Source organism: Candidatus Pantoea deserta, assembly GCF_003813865.1.
Classification (GTDB): Bacteria; Pseudomonadota; Gammaproteobacteria; order Enterobacterales; family Enterobacteriaceae; genus Pantoea; species Pantoea deserta.
Genome location: NZ_RMVG01000009.1, coordinates 164,148 through 178,316, shown reverse-complemented (window position 1 = coordinate 178,316; position 14,169 = coordinate 164,148). Strand labels below are relative to the sequence as shown.

Here is a 14,169-nt window from a genome sequence, read left to right as displayed (position 1 = left end):
TAGTTGATTACTTTAAATATAACATATAAAAAGAGTTTATATGGCAAATGAACAATCGCATTTTTTGAATGCTAAGGATACAAAATATTCAAACTCAAAGTGTAACTTACTACCAAAAAAATTACGAATTTATTGTGTTGGTGGTTGTCTTAACAATGCTGAATTGGCCAAACTTAATACATTAAGGAAGCATTATTCGAAAGGAGAGTGGCTTCGTATGGCTTCAGACGCTGAGCGTCACCAGCGACACCGGTAAAGCCAAAACCGCCATTACCGACTGGGTAAACGCCTGTAACGGCTTGCAGGACACCATGGCGAACCTGACCAAATACACGCCGGTCGATGCCGGAAAAGATCAGGACAGTAAAAACGGCGCGCTGCTGGGCGACGGTACGCTGCGTATTATCCAGACGCAGTTAAAAGGCATTCTCGCTAACGGTTCCGGCTCGGCTGTCTACAAGACGCTGACTCAGGCAGGTATTGCCTCCGATCCCGCCAGCGGTAAGCTTAAGCTGGATGCAGACAAGCTTGGCAGCGCGCTGACGGTGAAGCCAGACGCCATCCGCGATATTTTTACCGGAGACGGCAAGAAAAGCGGCATCGCTACCGGTATGGCCACCAGCCTGAGCGCGATCCTTAACAGCAAAGGCGTGCTACAGAGCGCGACCGACAGCATCAGTAAAAAGCTTAATCAGCTGACGGATCACTATAACCAGGCCAGCAAAAAGATTGATGCGACCATCAACCGCTACAAAACGCAGTTTACCCACCTGGATACGGTAATGAGCGCGCTGAACAACACCAGCTCTTATCTTACCCAACAGTTTGATAATATGAGTAAAAGCAACAAGTAATCTTTTCGGATCCGGCGCACTCTGCCGCCGGACCTGTATTATCTCTCATTCCTGCCTGACAACGCTGAAGCCCAGCGCCTCTGTTGCCGATAACAACAACATATATTCCAGATGCACTTTTATCTATCAGGCGCGGCGAACCGTTATGACTTTTCTCTCTTTGCATCCTCCTGCTGACGGACGCGCGCGCGGCCTGGTCAGAAAGCCCATGATTCTGATGCTGGCTCTGCTCGGCCTCTCTTTCTTTGCCGGGTTTACCGCGCTTCTCTGCGTCGCAGACGATCTTAATGATAAGGCCGACCAGCACAGCGTGCTGTTGCTGGACAAAGCCTTCGCCAGTCGCGAAGAGAGTATGCGTTTTCACCTGAGCGATAATGCGGAATGGGGAGAAGCCTATGACAATTTGCATCTCACGCTGAATCTCGACTGGGCGTGGCGTAACCAGAATCTGGGCGAATCGCTTTTTCAGACCTTTGGCTATGAAGGCGTTTTTGTTATCGGTCCCGATGGTCGAACGCGATACAGCGTGCTCAACGGCAGGCTACAGCGGCAAAGTATTGAGGCATGGCTGGGGCAAGATTCGCTCAAACGCCTTACAGATCTGCTGCGGCAAAACGACGGCAATGCCCTGTCGCGCCTGCTGGTGGCGGGCGGTCAGGTCGCGCTGGTCGGTGCGGCCTGGATCACCCCCGGCGGCGATCGCAGCGTGGATTCGGTCGAAGACGCGCACTCGGTTATGATTTTTATCGATCGGCTGACGCCCGCGAAGCTGGAGAACATGGGGGATGAGTACGGCATCAAAAAGCTTACCTACGCCGCTTCGCAGGATATTCATCTGTATCGCGTGCCGACTATGGGTGGAACGGTGATGCTGAAATGGCAGAGCGATAATCCCGGCGGCGCGCTGCTGACCTGGCTGCTGCCGCTGCTGGTGTTGATGATGTGCGGCACCTTTTTCACCGCGTTTATGCTGATGCGTAACGCCTTGCGAAAAGCACGGCACAGCGATGTCAGCACCTTTCTGCTGGAGCAGAGTCAGCAGGCGCTGACCGCCAGCGAACAGCGCTTTCGCGACGTGGCGGAGACCATTACCGACTGGATCTGGGAGGCCGATGCGCAGCTTTGCTTTACGTGGATCTCCGGACGATTCCCTGCGGTGACCGGCTATCATAGCCAGGCCTGGCTCGGCCAGCCGCTACACCGTTTTTTACTGGACGATATCGATCTGCTGCCGCGCCTGGCGCAGCACGACGAGACCGGCGAACCGGTGATCCTGTCACGCTGCCGCTACCGCTCCGCGCAGCAGCATATTCGCTTCTGCAATCTGACGCTGCGGCCCGTGATGCTGGCGCATGGCAAGAGAGGTTATCGCGGCACGGCGACTGATGTGACCTTAGAAGTCGAAGCAGAGGCGCGCGTTAAATACCTCTCGCAGTTTGACGAGCTAACGGGCTTGCCCAACCGCGCGCAGATGAACGCCTGTCTGGCGGGCAAACTCAACGGAACCCTGCATGGCGATTGCCCGCTGGCGGTGATCATGATCGATCTGGATAAGTTCAAACCCGTTAACGATCTCTATGGTCATGCCGCAGGCGACAGCGTTCTGCATGACGTCTCCGCGCGTTTTAACGCCTGCCTGAATGAGGCCGGTATGACTGCCCGTCTGGGCGGCGACGAATTTATTATGATCGTCTTTGACGCTAACAGCCGCGAGGAGATCGAGGAACTTTGCCGCCGTATCATTGCGCAAATCAATCTGCCCTTCGCCATTAACGGAGGGGAAGTCTTTATCGGCGCAAGCCTTGGCGTGGCGCTGGCGCCAGAGGATGCTGATAATCCGGGCGATCTGCTGCGCTACGCGGATATTGCCCTGTACAAAGCCAAGAATGCCGGGCGCAATAACTGGGTATTCTTTCAGCGCGATATGGGGGAAAAAATCGTCCAGCGCCGCGAGATGGAGCGCGAGCTGCGTGAGGCGATCCAGACCGACCAGCTTCGGCTTGCCTGGCAGCCGCGCTACGATGTCCGCAGCGCGCGCGTGACCGCGGTCGAGGCGCTGGTGCGCTGGCATCATGCGCAGCACGGCATCCTGATGCCCGATCAGTTTATTCCGCTGGCAGAGGAAACGGGCCTGATTAGCGTACTCAGCGACTGGGTGTTGCACAGGGCATGCGCAGATGCGCGGCGTGACCTCCGGGATCTGGCGGTGTCGGTTAACCTTTCCGCAGTTGAGTTTCGCGATAAGGGATTGCCTAAGCGTATCCGTACCGCGCTGGAGTTAACCGGGCTGCCAAGCCATCGCCTGGAGATTGAGGTAACGGAGAATGCCATGCTCCAGGATCCTGACACCACGCTTGAGGTCATGCTGGCGATCAAGGCGCTGGGAGTGAAGTTTTTAATCGATGATTTTGGCACAGGCTACGCCTCGCTGAGCTATCTGCATACCTTTCCGTTTGACGGCATTAAGATCGACAAATCCTTTATCTTTCCGCTTAATGACTCATCGCAGGCGCATCAAATCGTAGAAAACATGGTGGGACTGGGTAAAGCCTATTCTCTGACGATTACCGCGGAAGGCGTTGAAACCGCGCGCCAGATGGAACTGCTTCAGAAGCTGGAGTGCGATGCGCTGCAAGGCTACTACATCGGCAAACCTCAGCCGCTGGAGGAGATTGTGGCGGCGTACTGTATTTCCTCTGAGGCTGTTTAATGCCCCACAGCGTCAAACCCGATGACGGCAACCCTGTTTCGCCAGATAAAACGCTTCATTGACGTTTTAAATCGAGGTTTGACGCGCAATGGAAGAATTCTGGGCGTCAGGAAAAGTTTGATAGCTAAATTAAAGAGTTGTATTACGCCTTCCGCTTTTTCACTCTGTTGCTGAAGCTTGTTAAAGCTGAGATAGCGACAAGTCTCTTTAGCCGCAATTTTAGTCATGCAGGAACCGATAAAAACCTCATCTAAACTGGCGATGCCGTTAGAAGAACACCCGGTGATCGTTAGCCGCCTGTTGTCGATCCTGTTATCAGAAGGATGCTGAGGCTGGTGTTCAAAAGAGGCAACACCCTTAGCTCCGCCGCTGAAAAATTCCGGGAAATGCTTCTCCAGCTCTGGTCAGAAGAAGAGAGAAAATTGTGGACTGGCGAGTTCTGAAGGGGCAAGCGAGATTGACGCGAAGATCTTACCAGACCTGATTCTCGCGCCCATACTTGTCAGAGGCGCCGCCAGGGTTATCGCCGATACGCCTTTTTCCTGACAGGCGACCGCCGCTAGCCGTAGCGCCGCGCCTGGTTGCGTCCCCCGTGCTTCGCCAGATAGAGCGCTTCGTCTGCTTTTTCAATCAGCGCCTGCGGATCCAGACGATCGCGGTCTGGCATAAAAGTGGCGCAGCCTGCGCTCAGCGTGACGTGCGCGGCAATAGACGATGAGTTATGGGCAATATTGCGCGCGCTCACTGCTTTTACGGCCTCTCTGGCGATATAGAGCGCGTCCAGCTGCGTGGCGCCCGGCAAAATAATGGCAAACTCTTCGCCGCCATATCTCGCCACTTTGTCGCTGCTGCGCATCGCCAGTTCTTTGAGCGCGTCGGCCACCGTTTTCAGACAGACATCGCCTGCGACGTGTCCATAGGTGTCGTTGTAGCGCTTGAAGTAGTCAATATCCATCAGGAGCAAGGATACCGGCTCGTTGCGCTCCGCAGCATTTAACAGGCTTTGTTGCAGAAAGATGTCGAACTGACGGCGGTTTGCCAGCCCGGTCAGCCCGTCGGCATTCGCCAGGTTTTCCAGCGACAGGTTGGCTGCCGTTAGCTCATCGCGCAGGCGCGTCAGCTCCTGCTGATTGCGGGCGCTGCGACGCGCCTGGGTCAATACGTACGCGCCCATCAGCATAATGCCCAGCAAGAGCGCCAGGTCGAGCAGAACATCTTTGACTCGCGCCTTGAGCCAGCTGATAAACAGATTGTCTTTGTCATAGCCCGCTGCGACAACCAGCGAATAACGCTCTGAACGCGCGAAGCCAAACACGCGGGCCTGACCGTCGAGCGCCGCATGCCACTGACCGCCTCCTCTGTCGTATTTAGCGAGCAGAGACTGGAACAGACGGCTTGAAGAGAGATTTTTGCCAATATAGCTGTCAGGCATAGGACGGGCATAGAGCACCGTGCTGTCCGGCAGCATCAGCACCAGCACGTCACGCGCGCCCATTTCGTAATAGCTATAGTAACGGCGAAAATAATCGACCCGAATGGTCGCCAGCAGCACGCCACTAAATCCGCCTGAACTGTCATTAACACGTAGCGAAACCGGTATCACCAGCTCGCCAGTGCTGCGGCTGCGGATAACGGGTCCGATATGGACACTGTCCCGCGGGTTAGTGCGGTGATACTGAAAATATTCACGATCGGAGTTATTGATGTTTTGCGGCACCACCTTTTCAGAGGTGGCTATCCATTTACCCTGAGCATCGTAATAGAACAGACCGTGCAGCTGAGGCAGGCGACTCTGTAGCTCCCGCATGGTCTGGCTGAGCGCCGCGCCATCCACACCTGTCGACGCTTGATCCAGTACTTTATGCTGAACTTCGCGCAGCGATAGCTCGGTCTGAAGCAGCGTGTCATCCGCCTGGCGCGCCTGGGAAAGTGAAAGGTTGACCGCCATCTGCTGCGCCTGATTGAGGGTATCGCGCCAGGTTTCCCGCAGCGTCCAGATATTGAGTCCAATAACGGCCAGAGTAAGAATGATGCCGGATAACGCGATAATTCTCGGTAGCGAGCGATTTAGCGACCTTAGCCGGTCAGCTTTCCTTTTTAGCTTCATATTGTGTCCTGTTTAAATGCTCTTAATGAGTTAAGCACATGTAAGACACCAGGATGGGGCATTCGGGCAACTTATTCATCTGGCGCGCGCGCTGCCTGTTTCAGGAAAGGTAAAGGTGCATCTCTAATAAAAGTTTCATATTCGCCAGCCAGGCTTTAAGTCGCTAATTCGCAACGGCATTTGTGCACGACGGCGCAGACGCCAGTTAAAACAATATTTTATGCTGTATCATTTTGGACTTTGCAGGTTCACACTGTGTATTCATCCACTGTATGCACCAGTGGCTATTCGCTTTCCGATTAAGGACAGCACATGACCTATTCTTCAGAAACCATCTGCGCGCTGTCAGGCGCCGATCGCCTTAATTTAAAACGCTGGTATCGCAGTGGTCTAATTAAAGGCGCTGGCGCAGCCCAGGAGTGGTCTGACGCTCAGCTTCAGGACGTTCTGCATATGACGCAGATGACCAGAGAGGGCGCAACGATCAGGGAGATCAAAATAGCGCAGGATGCCCAATTGCCCGTGCGCACCGGAGGCTGGGCGGCAAGGCGCGGTGACATGCTGTGGCAGCTGGAGTTTGGCAGCGACCACTCCCTGACGCGTCTGCTGCGCAAACTGGCCAGTAATTTTACCGGCGATGATTTGGTGCTTAAGCTATTGCGGCCGCTCAATCACTGGCTGCGCGACGACACGCGTTCCGGGGCAGATCGACGCAGGGCGCGCTTTCACCTGCTAATCCTCGATCACGCCGACAGCGTCAACCGTAGCTCGCAGCGTTTCGCTGCTGTTCCGCTGCTGCTGGAAAGCCTGAGCGAAAGAGATAAGACTGAAGTCTGGCTGGAGTCGATCAGGCTCAGCAGTCAGGGATTCAGGGTAGAACTGCGTCCGCTGGCTGCGGCTGTGGACGTCGGCGCGCACGATCATGAACATCATCTGCTATGGTGCGGCGCAGGCATCACCGAGGTGATGCATCAGGACTTCCTTACGCGTCTTGCCGAAGGCCAGCACGTCATGCTATGCGGACCAGACAGCCGCCTGCATCACCATTACCCGCAGCTCCCCGCGGTTGCCTGAGCGGCCGCGTTTTTTCCCGTCACCCTGTTCTGCTGAAAGTGCCCGCAACGGTTACACTTACTGAGTATTTTTATTCAGGAGGTTGCTATGTCTCAGATTTCCCTTCGCTACCGTCTGGGTGACGATGAAGTCGGTCGTATCGGCTACGGCGCCATGCAGCTAGCCGGACCCGGCGTATTTGGTCCGCCCAAAGATGAAGCGCGTGCGATTCAGGTGCTACGTGATGCGGTAGCGGCTGGCGTCCGTCATATCGATACCAGTGACTTTTACGGTCCGCACCTGACGAATAAACTGATTAACAAGGCGCTACACCCCTACCCGGAAGATCTTATTATCGTCACCAAAGTGGGCGCGCGGCGTGATGCGAAAGGCGGCTGGCTGCCTGCATTTACGCCGGACGAGTTGGTCAGCGCGGTTGAAGATAACCTGCGCCATCTCGATCTTGGGGTGCTGGAAGTGGTAAACCTGCGCAGCATGCTCAACCCGCAAAAACCGGCTGAAGGCTCGCTGGTTCCGCAGCTAAAAGCGCTGATTAACCTGAAAGAGCAAGGCATTATCCGCCACATTGGGCTGAGCAACGTGACGGCGCGGCAGGTTGAAGAGGCGCAGCAGCTAACCGAGATTGCCTGCGTGCAAAACCTCTACAATCTCGCCAATCGCGAAGATGATCCCCTGATCGACTCGCTGGCCGCACAGGGTATCGCCTACGTGCCCTTTTTCCCGCTGGGCGGCTTTACGCCGTTGCAGTCAACGCAGCTTACGCAGGTGGCGCAGCAGCTTAATGCCACGCCAATGCAGGTGGCGCTCGCCTGGCTGCTACAGCGTTCGCCGAATATTTTGCTGATCCCCGGCACGTCATCGCCAGAGCATCTGCGTGAAAACCTGGCGGCGGCGCAGCTGACCTTACCGGATGAGGCGATCAAGACACTGGATGAGATTGCGAAAAAATAAGGCCGCTGATGCGGCCTTTATTTTTAGCGTAGCGCGCCTGAGGTTTCGGCAGGCGCCTCGCACAGCTCCAGTTCGACCGGAATACTTTTATAGGCAGGAATGCCGCTTTCGGTGTCATGACTGTCGAGCGGCACCATAACGTTGGCTTCGGGGTAGTAAGCCGCCACCGAACCCGGCGCCATGTCGTATACCACTACGGTAAGGTTATCCAGCCGCCGCGCAGTACGATTGCCTTGCGGATCGAGCGCGACCATATTGACTTTGTCCCCGACGCGAAACTGCCGCTTTTCGGCTTCATCAGCCGCCATAAAGAGCACGTCGCGCCGACCGGTGACGCCGCGATAGCGATCGTTCAGGCCATACAGCGTGGTGTTGTACTGATCGTGACTGCGCAGCGTGGTGAGCACCAGATCGTGACACTTCAGCGAACGCGGGTCTTCGTTGATACCCTGCATCACCTTGAACTGCGCCTTGCCGCTCGGCGTCATCCACTTGCGCTGCGAGGCGGGAACAGGCAGGCGAAAACCCCCTGGCTTCATGATGCGCTGGTTATACTCGTCAAAGCCTGGGAAGACAGCCTCAATGGCATCACGAATAAAACTGTAGTCGCCTACCATTTTATCCCACTCGACCCGTGAGTTGCGCAGCGTGGCTTTCGCCAGCGCGGCCACCAGCGCCGGTTCCGATTTCAGATGGGGTGACGCAGGCTTCAGCGTGCCGCGCGAAGCGTGCACCATCGACATAGAGTCTTCGACGGTGACGCTTTGCTCGCCCGATGCCTGACGATCGATTTCAGTGCGGCCCAGCACCGGAAACAGATAGTTATGCTTGCCGAGCAGCAGATGCGAACGGTTAAGTTTGGTGGCCATATGCACCACCAGGTCGAGCTTGCGCATCGCCTCAAAGGTCACCTGGGGATCGGAGATCGCCTCTGCCAGATTGCCGCCCAGACACAGCAGCGCTTTGGCCTTGCCGTCACGCATCGCCTGAATGGCCGCTACCGCGCCGTGACCGTGCTTCTGCGGCGGCCTGAAGCCAAAGACCTTCTCAATATTGTCCAGCATCCACTGCGGCGGAATTTCAGTAATGCCGACCGTGCGATCGCCCTGAACGTTGGAGTGACCGCGTAACGGACAGATGCCTGCGCCCTTTTTACCAATATTGCCGCGCAGCAGCAGCAGGTTGGCGATCTGCTGGACATTTTGCGTGCCGTATTGGTGTTGGGTAATCCCCATGCCGTAACAGATAATGGTGTTTTCCGCTGCGGCATAGAGATGGGCGATATTTTGAATCTCATCCCGCTCCATTCCGGAAACTTTCAAAATATGGTCCCAGTCGGTGGCGTCCAGATCGGCCTTCAGCGCGTCGAAGCCTTCGGTGTGTTGGCGGATAAAATCAAGGTCCAGCACCCCCGGTTCGCCCGCCGCCAGCGCTTTGTCATGCATTGACAGCAGACACTTCATCACGCCCTTCAGCATCGCCGCGTCGCCGCCGACGCGCACTTTATAATAGGTGGACGCCAGCTGGGTCGATCCCATCGACAGCATTTCAATCGGGCTTTGCGGCGAGGTAAAACGTTCCAGACCGCGCTCGCGCAGCGGATTGATCGCGACGATGGTTTTGCCGCGCTTCGACACATCGCGCAGCGTCGCCAGCATGCGCGGATGGTTGGTGCCGGGATTATGACCGATGCAGAGCACTAAATCGCAGTGATTGAAGTCCTCCAGCTCTACCGTGCCTTTGCCTACGCCGATCGACTGCGGCAGCCCGACGCTGGTGGGTTCGTGACACATGTTTGAGCAGTCGGGAAAGTTATTGGTGCCGTATTCGCGGGCAAACAGCTGCCAGAGAAAAGCCGCTTCGTTGGAGGCGCGGCCAGAGGTGTAAAACTCGACGCTGTCAGGATCCTCATAGCTCCGCAGCAGCGCGCCGATTTCGCTAAAGGCGGTTTCCCATTCTATCGGCTGGTAGGTGTCGCTGGCGGCATCATATTTCATCGGGTGCGTTAAGCGCCCTTCGCCTTCCAGTTCAAAGGCGTTGCGCTGCCAAAGCTCGCTGACGGTATGCGCGGCGAAAAATTCCGGCGTGGTGCGCTTATTGGTGGCCTCCCACGACACCGCCTTGGCGCCGTTCTCGCAGAACTCAAAGGAGGAACGATGCTGCGGATCGGGCCAGGCGCAGCCAGGACAGTCAAATCCTTCCGGCTGGTTAACCTTAAACAGCGCAATCACGTCCTGCTTAACTGACATCTGGCCGCGAATCGCGTCCGCTACCGCTTTCAACGCGCCCCAGCCGCCTGCTGAGCCGCCATAAGGCGCAATACCAATGTTTCTGTTTTGATGTTTCATACGACATGGCTCTCCAGTGCTAAACCTTTTTAGCGTAGGCGAGCAGGCTTCAGCTGCGGCGGCGGCGGCAACAAAGATGTTAAATTTATTCTTTCAGAATGTTACCGCGTCTCGCATAACGTCTGGCCGCAGGCTACATAGCCGATACGGTAAATATCACCGCGCAGGCATGCCCTGTCGTCTGCAAAATCGGCCTGAAGCAGCGTCTGGTGGTGAACATCCCAGCCGGTCAGCGCGGCATCGGTATTGAGCGTGGCTAGATCACTGTAGGGCTTGACCGCGTCGTAATGCAGCGCAGCGAAGCGCGCATGGATTAGCGCCTCACGCTCAGGACAGGTCAGCGTCAGCCAGAGCGTGATGGTCGGCCAGCCGAAATCCGCTATGAGTCTGGCAAAACCCGCGCTTTGTAAAAAACGCGTCAGACCGGCCGTATTCTGCCAGACATAGAGCGGCGCATAGCAGTTGGCGGGCGCGCCGTCATCGCGGCGCGCATAGAGATAAGCTTTAAAGTAGAGATGCGGAAAGCCATCGAGTTTTGCCGCGTTATCTCTGATGCGCCGCTCAATAATATCCATGTCGTAATCAGCTGGCAGTATGATGCGATATTGCATAGCGATCATGGCGTCTCCTCAACGTGCATTTTTCCGTTACTGAAGCTCCAGTCCGCTGTGGTGTTGAACTGAATGACCACCATAACGTCATCGGGATGGATATTGAGCTGCTGCTCCAGACGCTGCGTCAGCCGTTGATACAGGGCGGATTTTTGCGCTGCGGAACGCGGTTTGCCGGCCAGCAGCGTAAACAGGATGAAATTATCGCTGCGCGTACCGCTCAGATAGTGCCGGTCATAAATACGCTGCGCAGCGGGCAGTCGCTCAATGATCTGAAATTTATCTTGTACAGGCACGTCAAAGGTCTCCACCAGCGTGCTGTGCAGGATCTCTGAGAGGGTCGCAATGTGGGCGGCGCTGAGGTCCTGATGAAGCGTGATACGCGTTAGCGGCATGGACGGTTCTCCTCAGACAGATAGCTCAGCGCGGTAACGGCAGCGGGCCAGCCCGCATAGAAAGCCAGATGAGTGAAAGCCTCGCTCAGCTCCTCCGCCCCTAATCCGTTTTGTTTCGCGAAATGAACATGCCAGGCAAGCTGCTTTTCTCGCCCCAGCGCGGCCAGGCACGCCAGCGTAATCAGGCTACGTTCGCGCGGCGTCAACACGCCCCGCTGCCAGATGTCGCCAAACAGCACGTTTTCAGTGATTTCAGCCAGTTTGGGCGACAGCTGCTTCAGGCTGTTGCGAACGATGTGATGGTTCATGACGACTCCTCTTTTTTCGCTCTCTCTCAGTGTCGTCTTCTGCTACCATCCTTAAAATCAAATTATTCAGCACAGACCATCCCAAAAAGCAGGATGATATGACTAAGCTCCCCGTCTCTCTGGATATGGATGCGCTGCGAAGTTTTGTCGCGGGCATCGAATACGGCAGTTTTACGCTTGCCGCCCAACGGCTATGCCGCTCGACCTCTGCCGTCAGCGCGCAGCTAAAAAAGCTGGAAATGCAGTGCGAGGCTGAACTGGTGGTAAAGCAAGGCCGCAAGCTCGCATTAACGCCCAGCGGCGAGATTATGTTGAGCTATGCGCGTCGCCTGCTGGCGTTAAATGACGAAGCGCACTATGCGGTGCGCGGCGAGCAGCTCAACGGCGAGTTGCGCATTGGCATGCAGGAAGACTTCGGCGAGTCCATTATGCCAGGTCTGTTGAGTCAGCTCAGTCGCCAGCACCCAGGGCTTAACATTACCGCGCGGATCGAGCGCAACCGCGCGCTACGACAGGCCGCAACTGAAAAAAGCGTGGACATCGCCCTGCTGTGGCAGCCCGAACAGGCCATTGAGGACAGCGATTTTTTAGGCGAATGTCCGCTGGTGTGGATTGGTTCCCCGCAGCTCAATGTCGCTGACCTGCTGGCAAGCGGCGAACCATTACCTCTGGTGATGTTTGATGCCCCCTGCCTGATGCGTTCGCGCGCCATTGCCGCACTGGATCGCGCCGGGATAGCCTGGCGCGTCGCCTTTACCAGCCTGAGTCTCAGCGGCATCTGGGCGGCGGTTCAGGCAGGGCTGGGCATTACGCTGCGCTCTCCAGTCGGCCTGCCGTCCTCTCTTCAGGTTACTGATGGCCCGCTGCCTGCGGCAGGTACCTTTGGCATTACGCTGTGGCTCAATCGCAATCTCGATCATAAAGCCCAAAGCCTGTTGCAGGATTCCATTTCCGGTGCGCTTGTTCCCTTCCTGCTTCGCTAAAGATCGGGCTTTTAAAGAATTTAGTTTAAATATGTTTCCCGCACGCAAGGTTAAGTCTTTTATATAACTTAACCTTCGCGCTGCGGATTAATTTACCAGGTGATAATTTTTACCGAGTCGTTTGTTTATAACATCAACAGTACAGGCGTTTAATTGCCTGTTTCTTCCACGATTTTCTGAGGATGGATTCAACTTTTCACTCTCCTCTGGCTCCCTTGTTACACCCTGTTAACACCGGCGCTATCAGGCCTGGCGATGCTCTCATCCCAGCCGTCCGGCTTAGAAAGGATTCGTTTAAATAAGCGCAAACAAATCTAAACAAAATAAAAGATTGAGCCAGAAACGCAAAAGCTCTATATTGGCCGCGCCTAAAATCAGGTAACCCGTTTTTTTTACATTTATTCAACTGCGGCACATGAGATTGCCCCGGTTGTAGGAGAGATATGATGACGGATAAAGTCCGTATTGATTCTTTAGATGCCACTTCAAACGCAAACAATGAAACCTATTTGGCCCGTCAGGCTGAGTTCGAATCAAACGTCAGAAGTTATCCCCGCAAGTTACCGTTAGCGATTACCCAGGCGAAAGGCGTATGGATCACCGACGCCGACAATAAAGAGTATCTCGACTGCCTGGCAGGCGCGGGAACGCTGGCGCTGGGCCACAATCATCCTGACGTGTTGCAGAGCATCCAAAATGTCATTACCAGCGGCTTGCCGTTACATACTCTCGATCTGACGACGCCATTGAAAGATGCGTTCTCTGAATACCTGCTGTCACTGCTGCCTGGCCAGGGTAAAGAGTACAAGCTTCAGTTCACCGGTCCATCCGGCGCTGACGCCGTAGAAGCCGCTATTAAGCTGGCGAAAAAAGCCACCGGCCGTTCTGGCGTGATCGCCTTCTCCGGCGGCTACCACGGTATGACGCACGGCGCGCTTTCTGTGACCGGCAACCTGTCGCCGAAAGAAGCCGTTAACGGCATGATGCCGGAAGTGCAGTTTATGCCCTATCCGCACCTTTACCGCTGCCCGCTGGGCATTGGCGGCGAAGCGGGCGTGAAAGCGCTGACCTACTACTTCGAAAACCTGATCAATGACGTAGAAAGCGGCGTTCGTAAGCCTGCGGCGGTGATCCTTGAAGCCGTTCAGGGTGAAGGCGGCGTGAACCCGGCACCTGCCGAGTGGCTGCAACGCATCCGTAAAGTTACGGAAGAGCACGGCATTCTGCTGATTATCGACGAAGTTCAGGCGGGCTTTGCGCGTACCGGTAAATTCTTTGCCTTTGAACACGCTGGCATTCAGCCTGACATTATCGTGATGTCTAAAGCTGTAGGCGGCGGTCTGCCTCTGGCCGTTCTGGGCATTAAAAAACAGTTCGACGCCTGGGCGCCGGGTCACCACACCGGGACGTTCCGCGGCAACCAGCTGGCGATGGCGACCGGCCTGACCACGCTGAAGATTCTGAAAGAGCAGAACATTGCCGGTAAAGTGGCTGAGCAAGGCGAGTGGCTGAAAGGCAAACTGGCTGAGATGCAGAAGCGCTTCCCGGTTATTGGCCACGTTCGCGGCCTGGGGCTGATGATCGGTATTGAGATCGTTAAGCCGAACGAAGCGAAAGATCAGCTGGGCTGCTATCCGGCGGACGGCGATCTCTCTGCGCTGCTCCAGAAGAAATGCTTTGAAGCCGGCCTGATCCTTGAGCGCGGCGGACGTCACGGCTGCGTGCTGCGTCTGCTGCCTTCTCTGCTGATCACCAACCATGAGCTGGAAGTGTTCCTCGATAAATTCGAGCAGGCGCTGCTGGCTGCGGGCGTAAAGCCGGTTTAAGT

General features: G+C 55.7%; 12 protein-coding genes. 6 read left to right on the top strand and 6 right to left on the bottom strand.

The annotated features are described in order from the left end of the window. The first annotated feature begins 269 nt into the window (after positions 1–269). Positions 270–854, top strand: coding sequence for a flagellar filament capping protein FliD (fliD, locus tag BBB56_RS13360; protein ID WP_233593034.1), 585 nt, complete (start codon positions 270–272; stop codon positions 852–854). A 145-nt stretch (positions 855–999) separates the two neighbouring features. Next, complete coding sequence (locus BBB56_RS13355; RefSeq protein WP_305036974.1) at positions 1,000–3,564, top strand: bifunctional diguanylate cyclase/phosphodiesterase; 2,565 nt, start codon at positions 1,000–1,002, stop codon at positions 3,562–3,564. Here BBB56_RS13355 and BBB56_RS13350 read toward each other — a convergent pair. Continuing rightward, the gene (locus BBB56_RS13350) at positions 3,561–3,791 is read right to left on the bottom strand and encodes a hypothetical protein (protein ID WP_123801437.1); all 231 of its coding nucleotides are present in this window, start codon (positions 3,789–3,791) and stop codon (positions 3,561–3,563) included. The genes BBB56_RS13355 and BBB56_RS13350 overlap by 4 nt on opposite strands. Before the next feature lie 332 nt (positions 3,792–4,123). After that, positions 4,124–5,671, bottom strand: coding sequence for a sensor domain-containing diguanylate cyclase (locus BBB56_RS13345; protein ID WP_123801436.1), 1,548 nt, complete (start codon positions 5,669–5,671; stop codon positions 4,124–4,126). 312 nt (positions 5,672–5,983) lie between these two features. Here BBB56_RS13345 and BBB56_RS13340 point away from each other — a divergent pair, with 312 nt between their 5' ends. Both BBB56_RS13340 and BBB56_RS13335 read left to right on the top strand, forming a co-directional pair. Continuing rightward, on the top strand, positions 5,984–6,745 hold the full coding sequence (locus BBB56_RS13340; RefSeq protein WP_123801435.1) for a hypothetical protein: 762 nt from the start codon (positions 5,984–5,986) through the stop codon (positions 6,743–6,745). Between the two features lie 87 nt (positions 6,746–6,832). Next, positions 6,833–7,696, top strand: coding sequence for an oxidoreductase (locus tag BBB56_RS13335; RefSeq protein ID WP_123801434.1), 864 nt, complete (start codon positions 6,833–6,835; stop codon positions 7,694–7,696). A 23-nt stretch (positions 7,697–7,719) separates the two neighbouring features. Here the strand turns inward: BBB56_RS13335 and BBB56_RS13330 are convergent, their stop codons facing one another. The 4 genes from BBB56_RS13330 to BBB56_RS13315 all read right to left on the bottom strand — a co-directional run bounded on the left by BBB56_RS13330 (position 7,720) and on the right by BBB56_RS13315 (position 11,358). Then, positions 7,720–10,044 carry an FdhF/YdeP family oxidoreductase gene (locus tag BBB56_RS13330; protein WP_123801433.1) on the bottom strand — a complete coding sequence of 775 codons (2,325 nt, stop codon included), beginning with the start codon at positions 10,042–10,044 and terminating at the stop codon, positions 7,720–7,722. Positions 10,045–10,145: 101 nt separating this feature from the next. Further along, complete coding sequence (locus BBB56_RS13325; protein WP_123801432.1) at positions 10,146–10,664, bottom strand: DUF4865 family protein; 519 nt, start codon at positions 10,662–10,664, stop codon at positions 10,146–10,148. Beyond that, entirely contained in the window at positions 10,661–11,050 is a 390-nt protein-coding gene (locus BBB56_RS13320; protein WP_123801431.1) for a tautomerase family protein, read from the bottom strand. Before BBB56_RS13320 ends, BBB56_RS13325 begins: the two co-directional genes overlap by 4 nt. Next, on the bottom strand, positions 11,041–11,358 hold the full coding sequence (locus tag BBB56_RS13315) for a carboxymuconolactone decarboxylase family protein (protein WP_123801430.1): 318 nt from the start codon (positions 11,356–11,358) through the stop codon (positions 11,041–11,043). Before BBB56_RS13315 ends, BBB56_RS13320 begins: the two co-directional genes overlap by 10 nt. 98 nt (positions 11,359–11,456) lie before the next feature. Between BBB56_RS13315 and BBB56_RS13310 the strand changes: the two genes are divergently transcribed. Beyond that, positions 11,457–12,341 (top strand): LysR substrate-binding domain-containing protein, encoded by an 885-nt coding sequence (locus BBB56_RS13310; RefSeq protein ID WP_123801429.1) that lies wholly within the window; start codon positions 11,457–11,459, stop codon positions 12,339–12,341. A 443-nt stretch (positions 12,342–12,784) separates the two neighbouring features. Next, positions 12,785–14,167: a diaminobutyrate--2-oxoglutarate transaminase gene (locus BBB56_RS13305; protein ID WP_123801428.1), complete on the top strand. Its 1,383-nt coding sequence runs from the start codon at positions 12,785–12,787 to the stop codon at positions 14,165–14,167. The last annotated feature ends 2 nt before the right edge of the window (positions 14,168–14,169 follow it).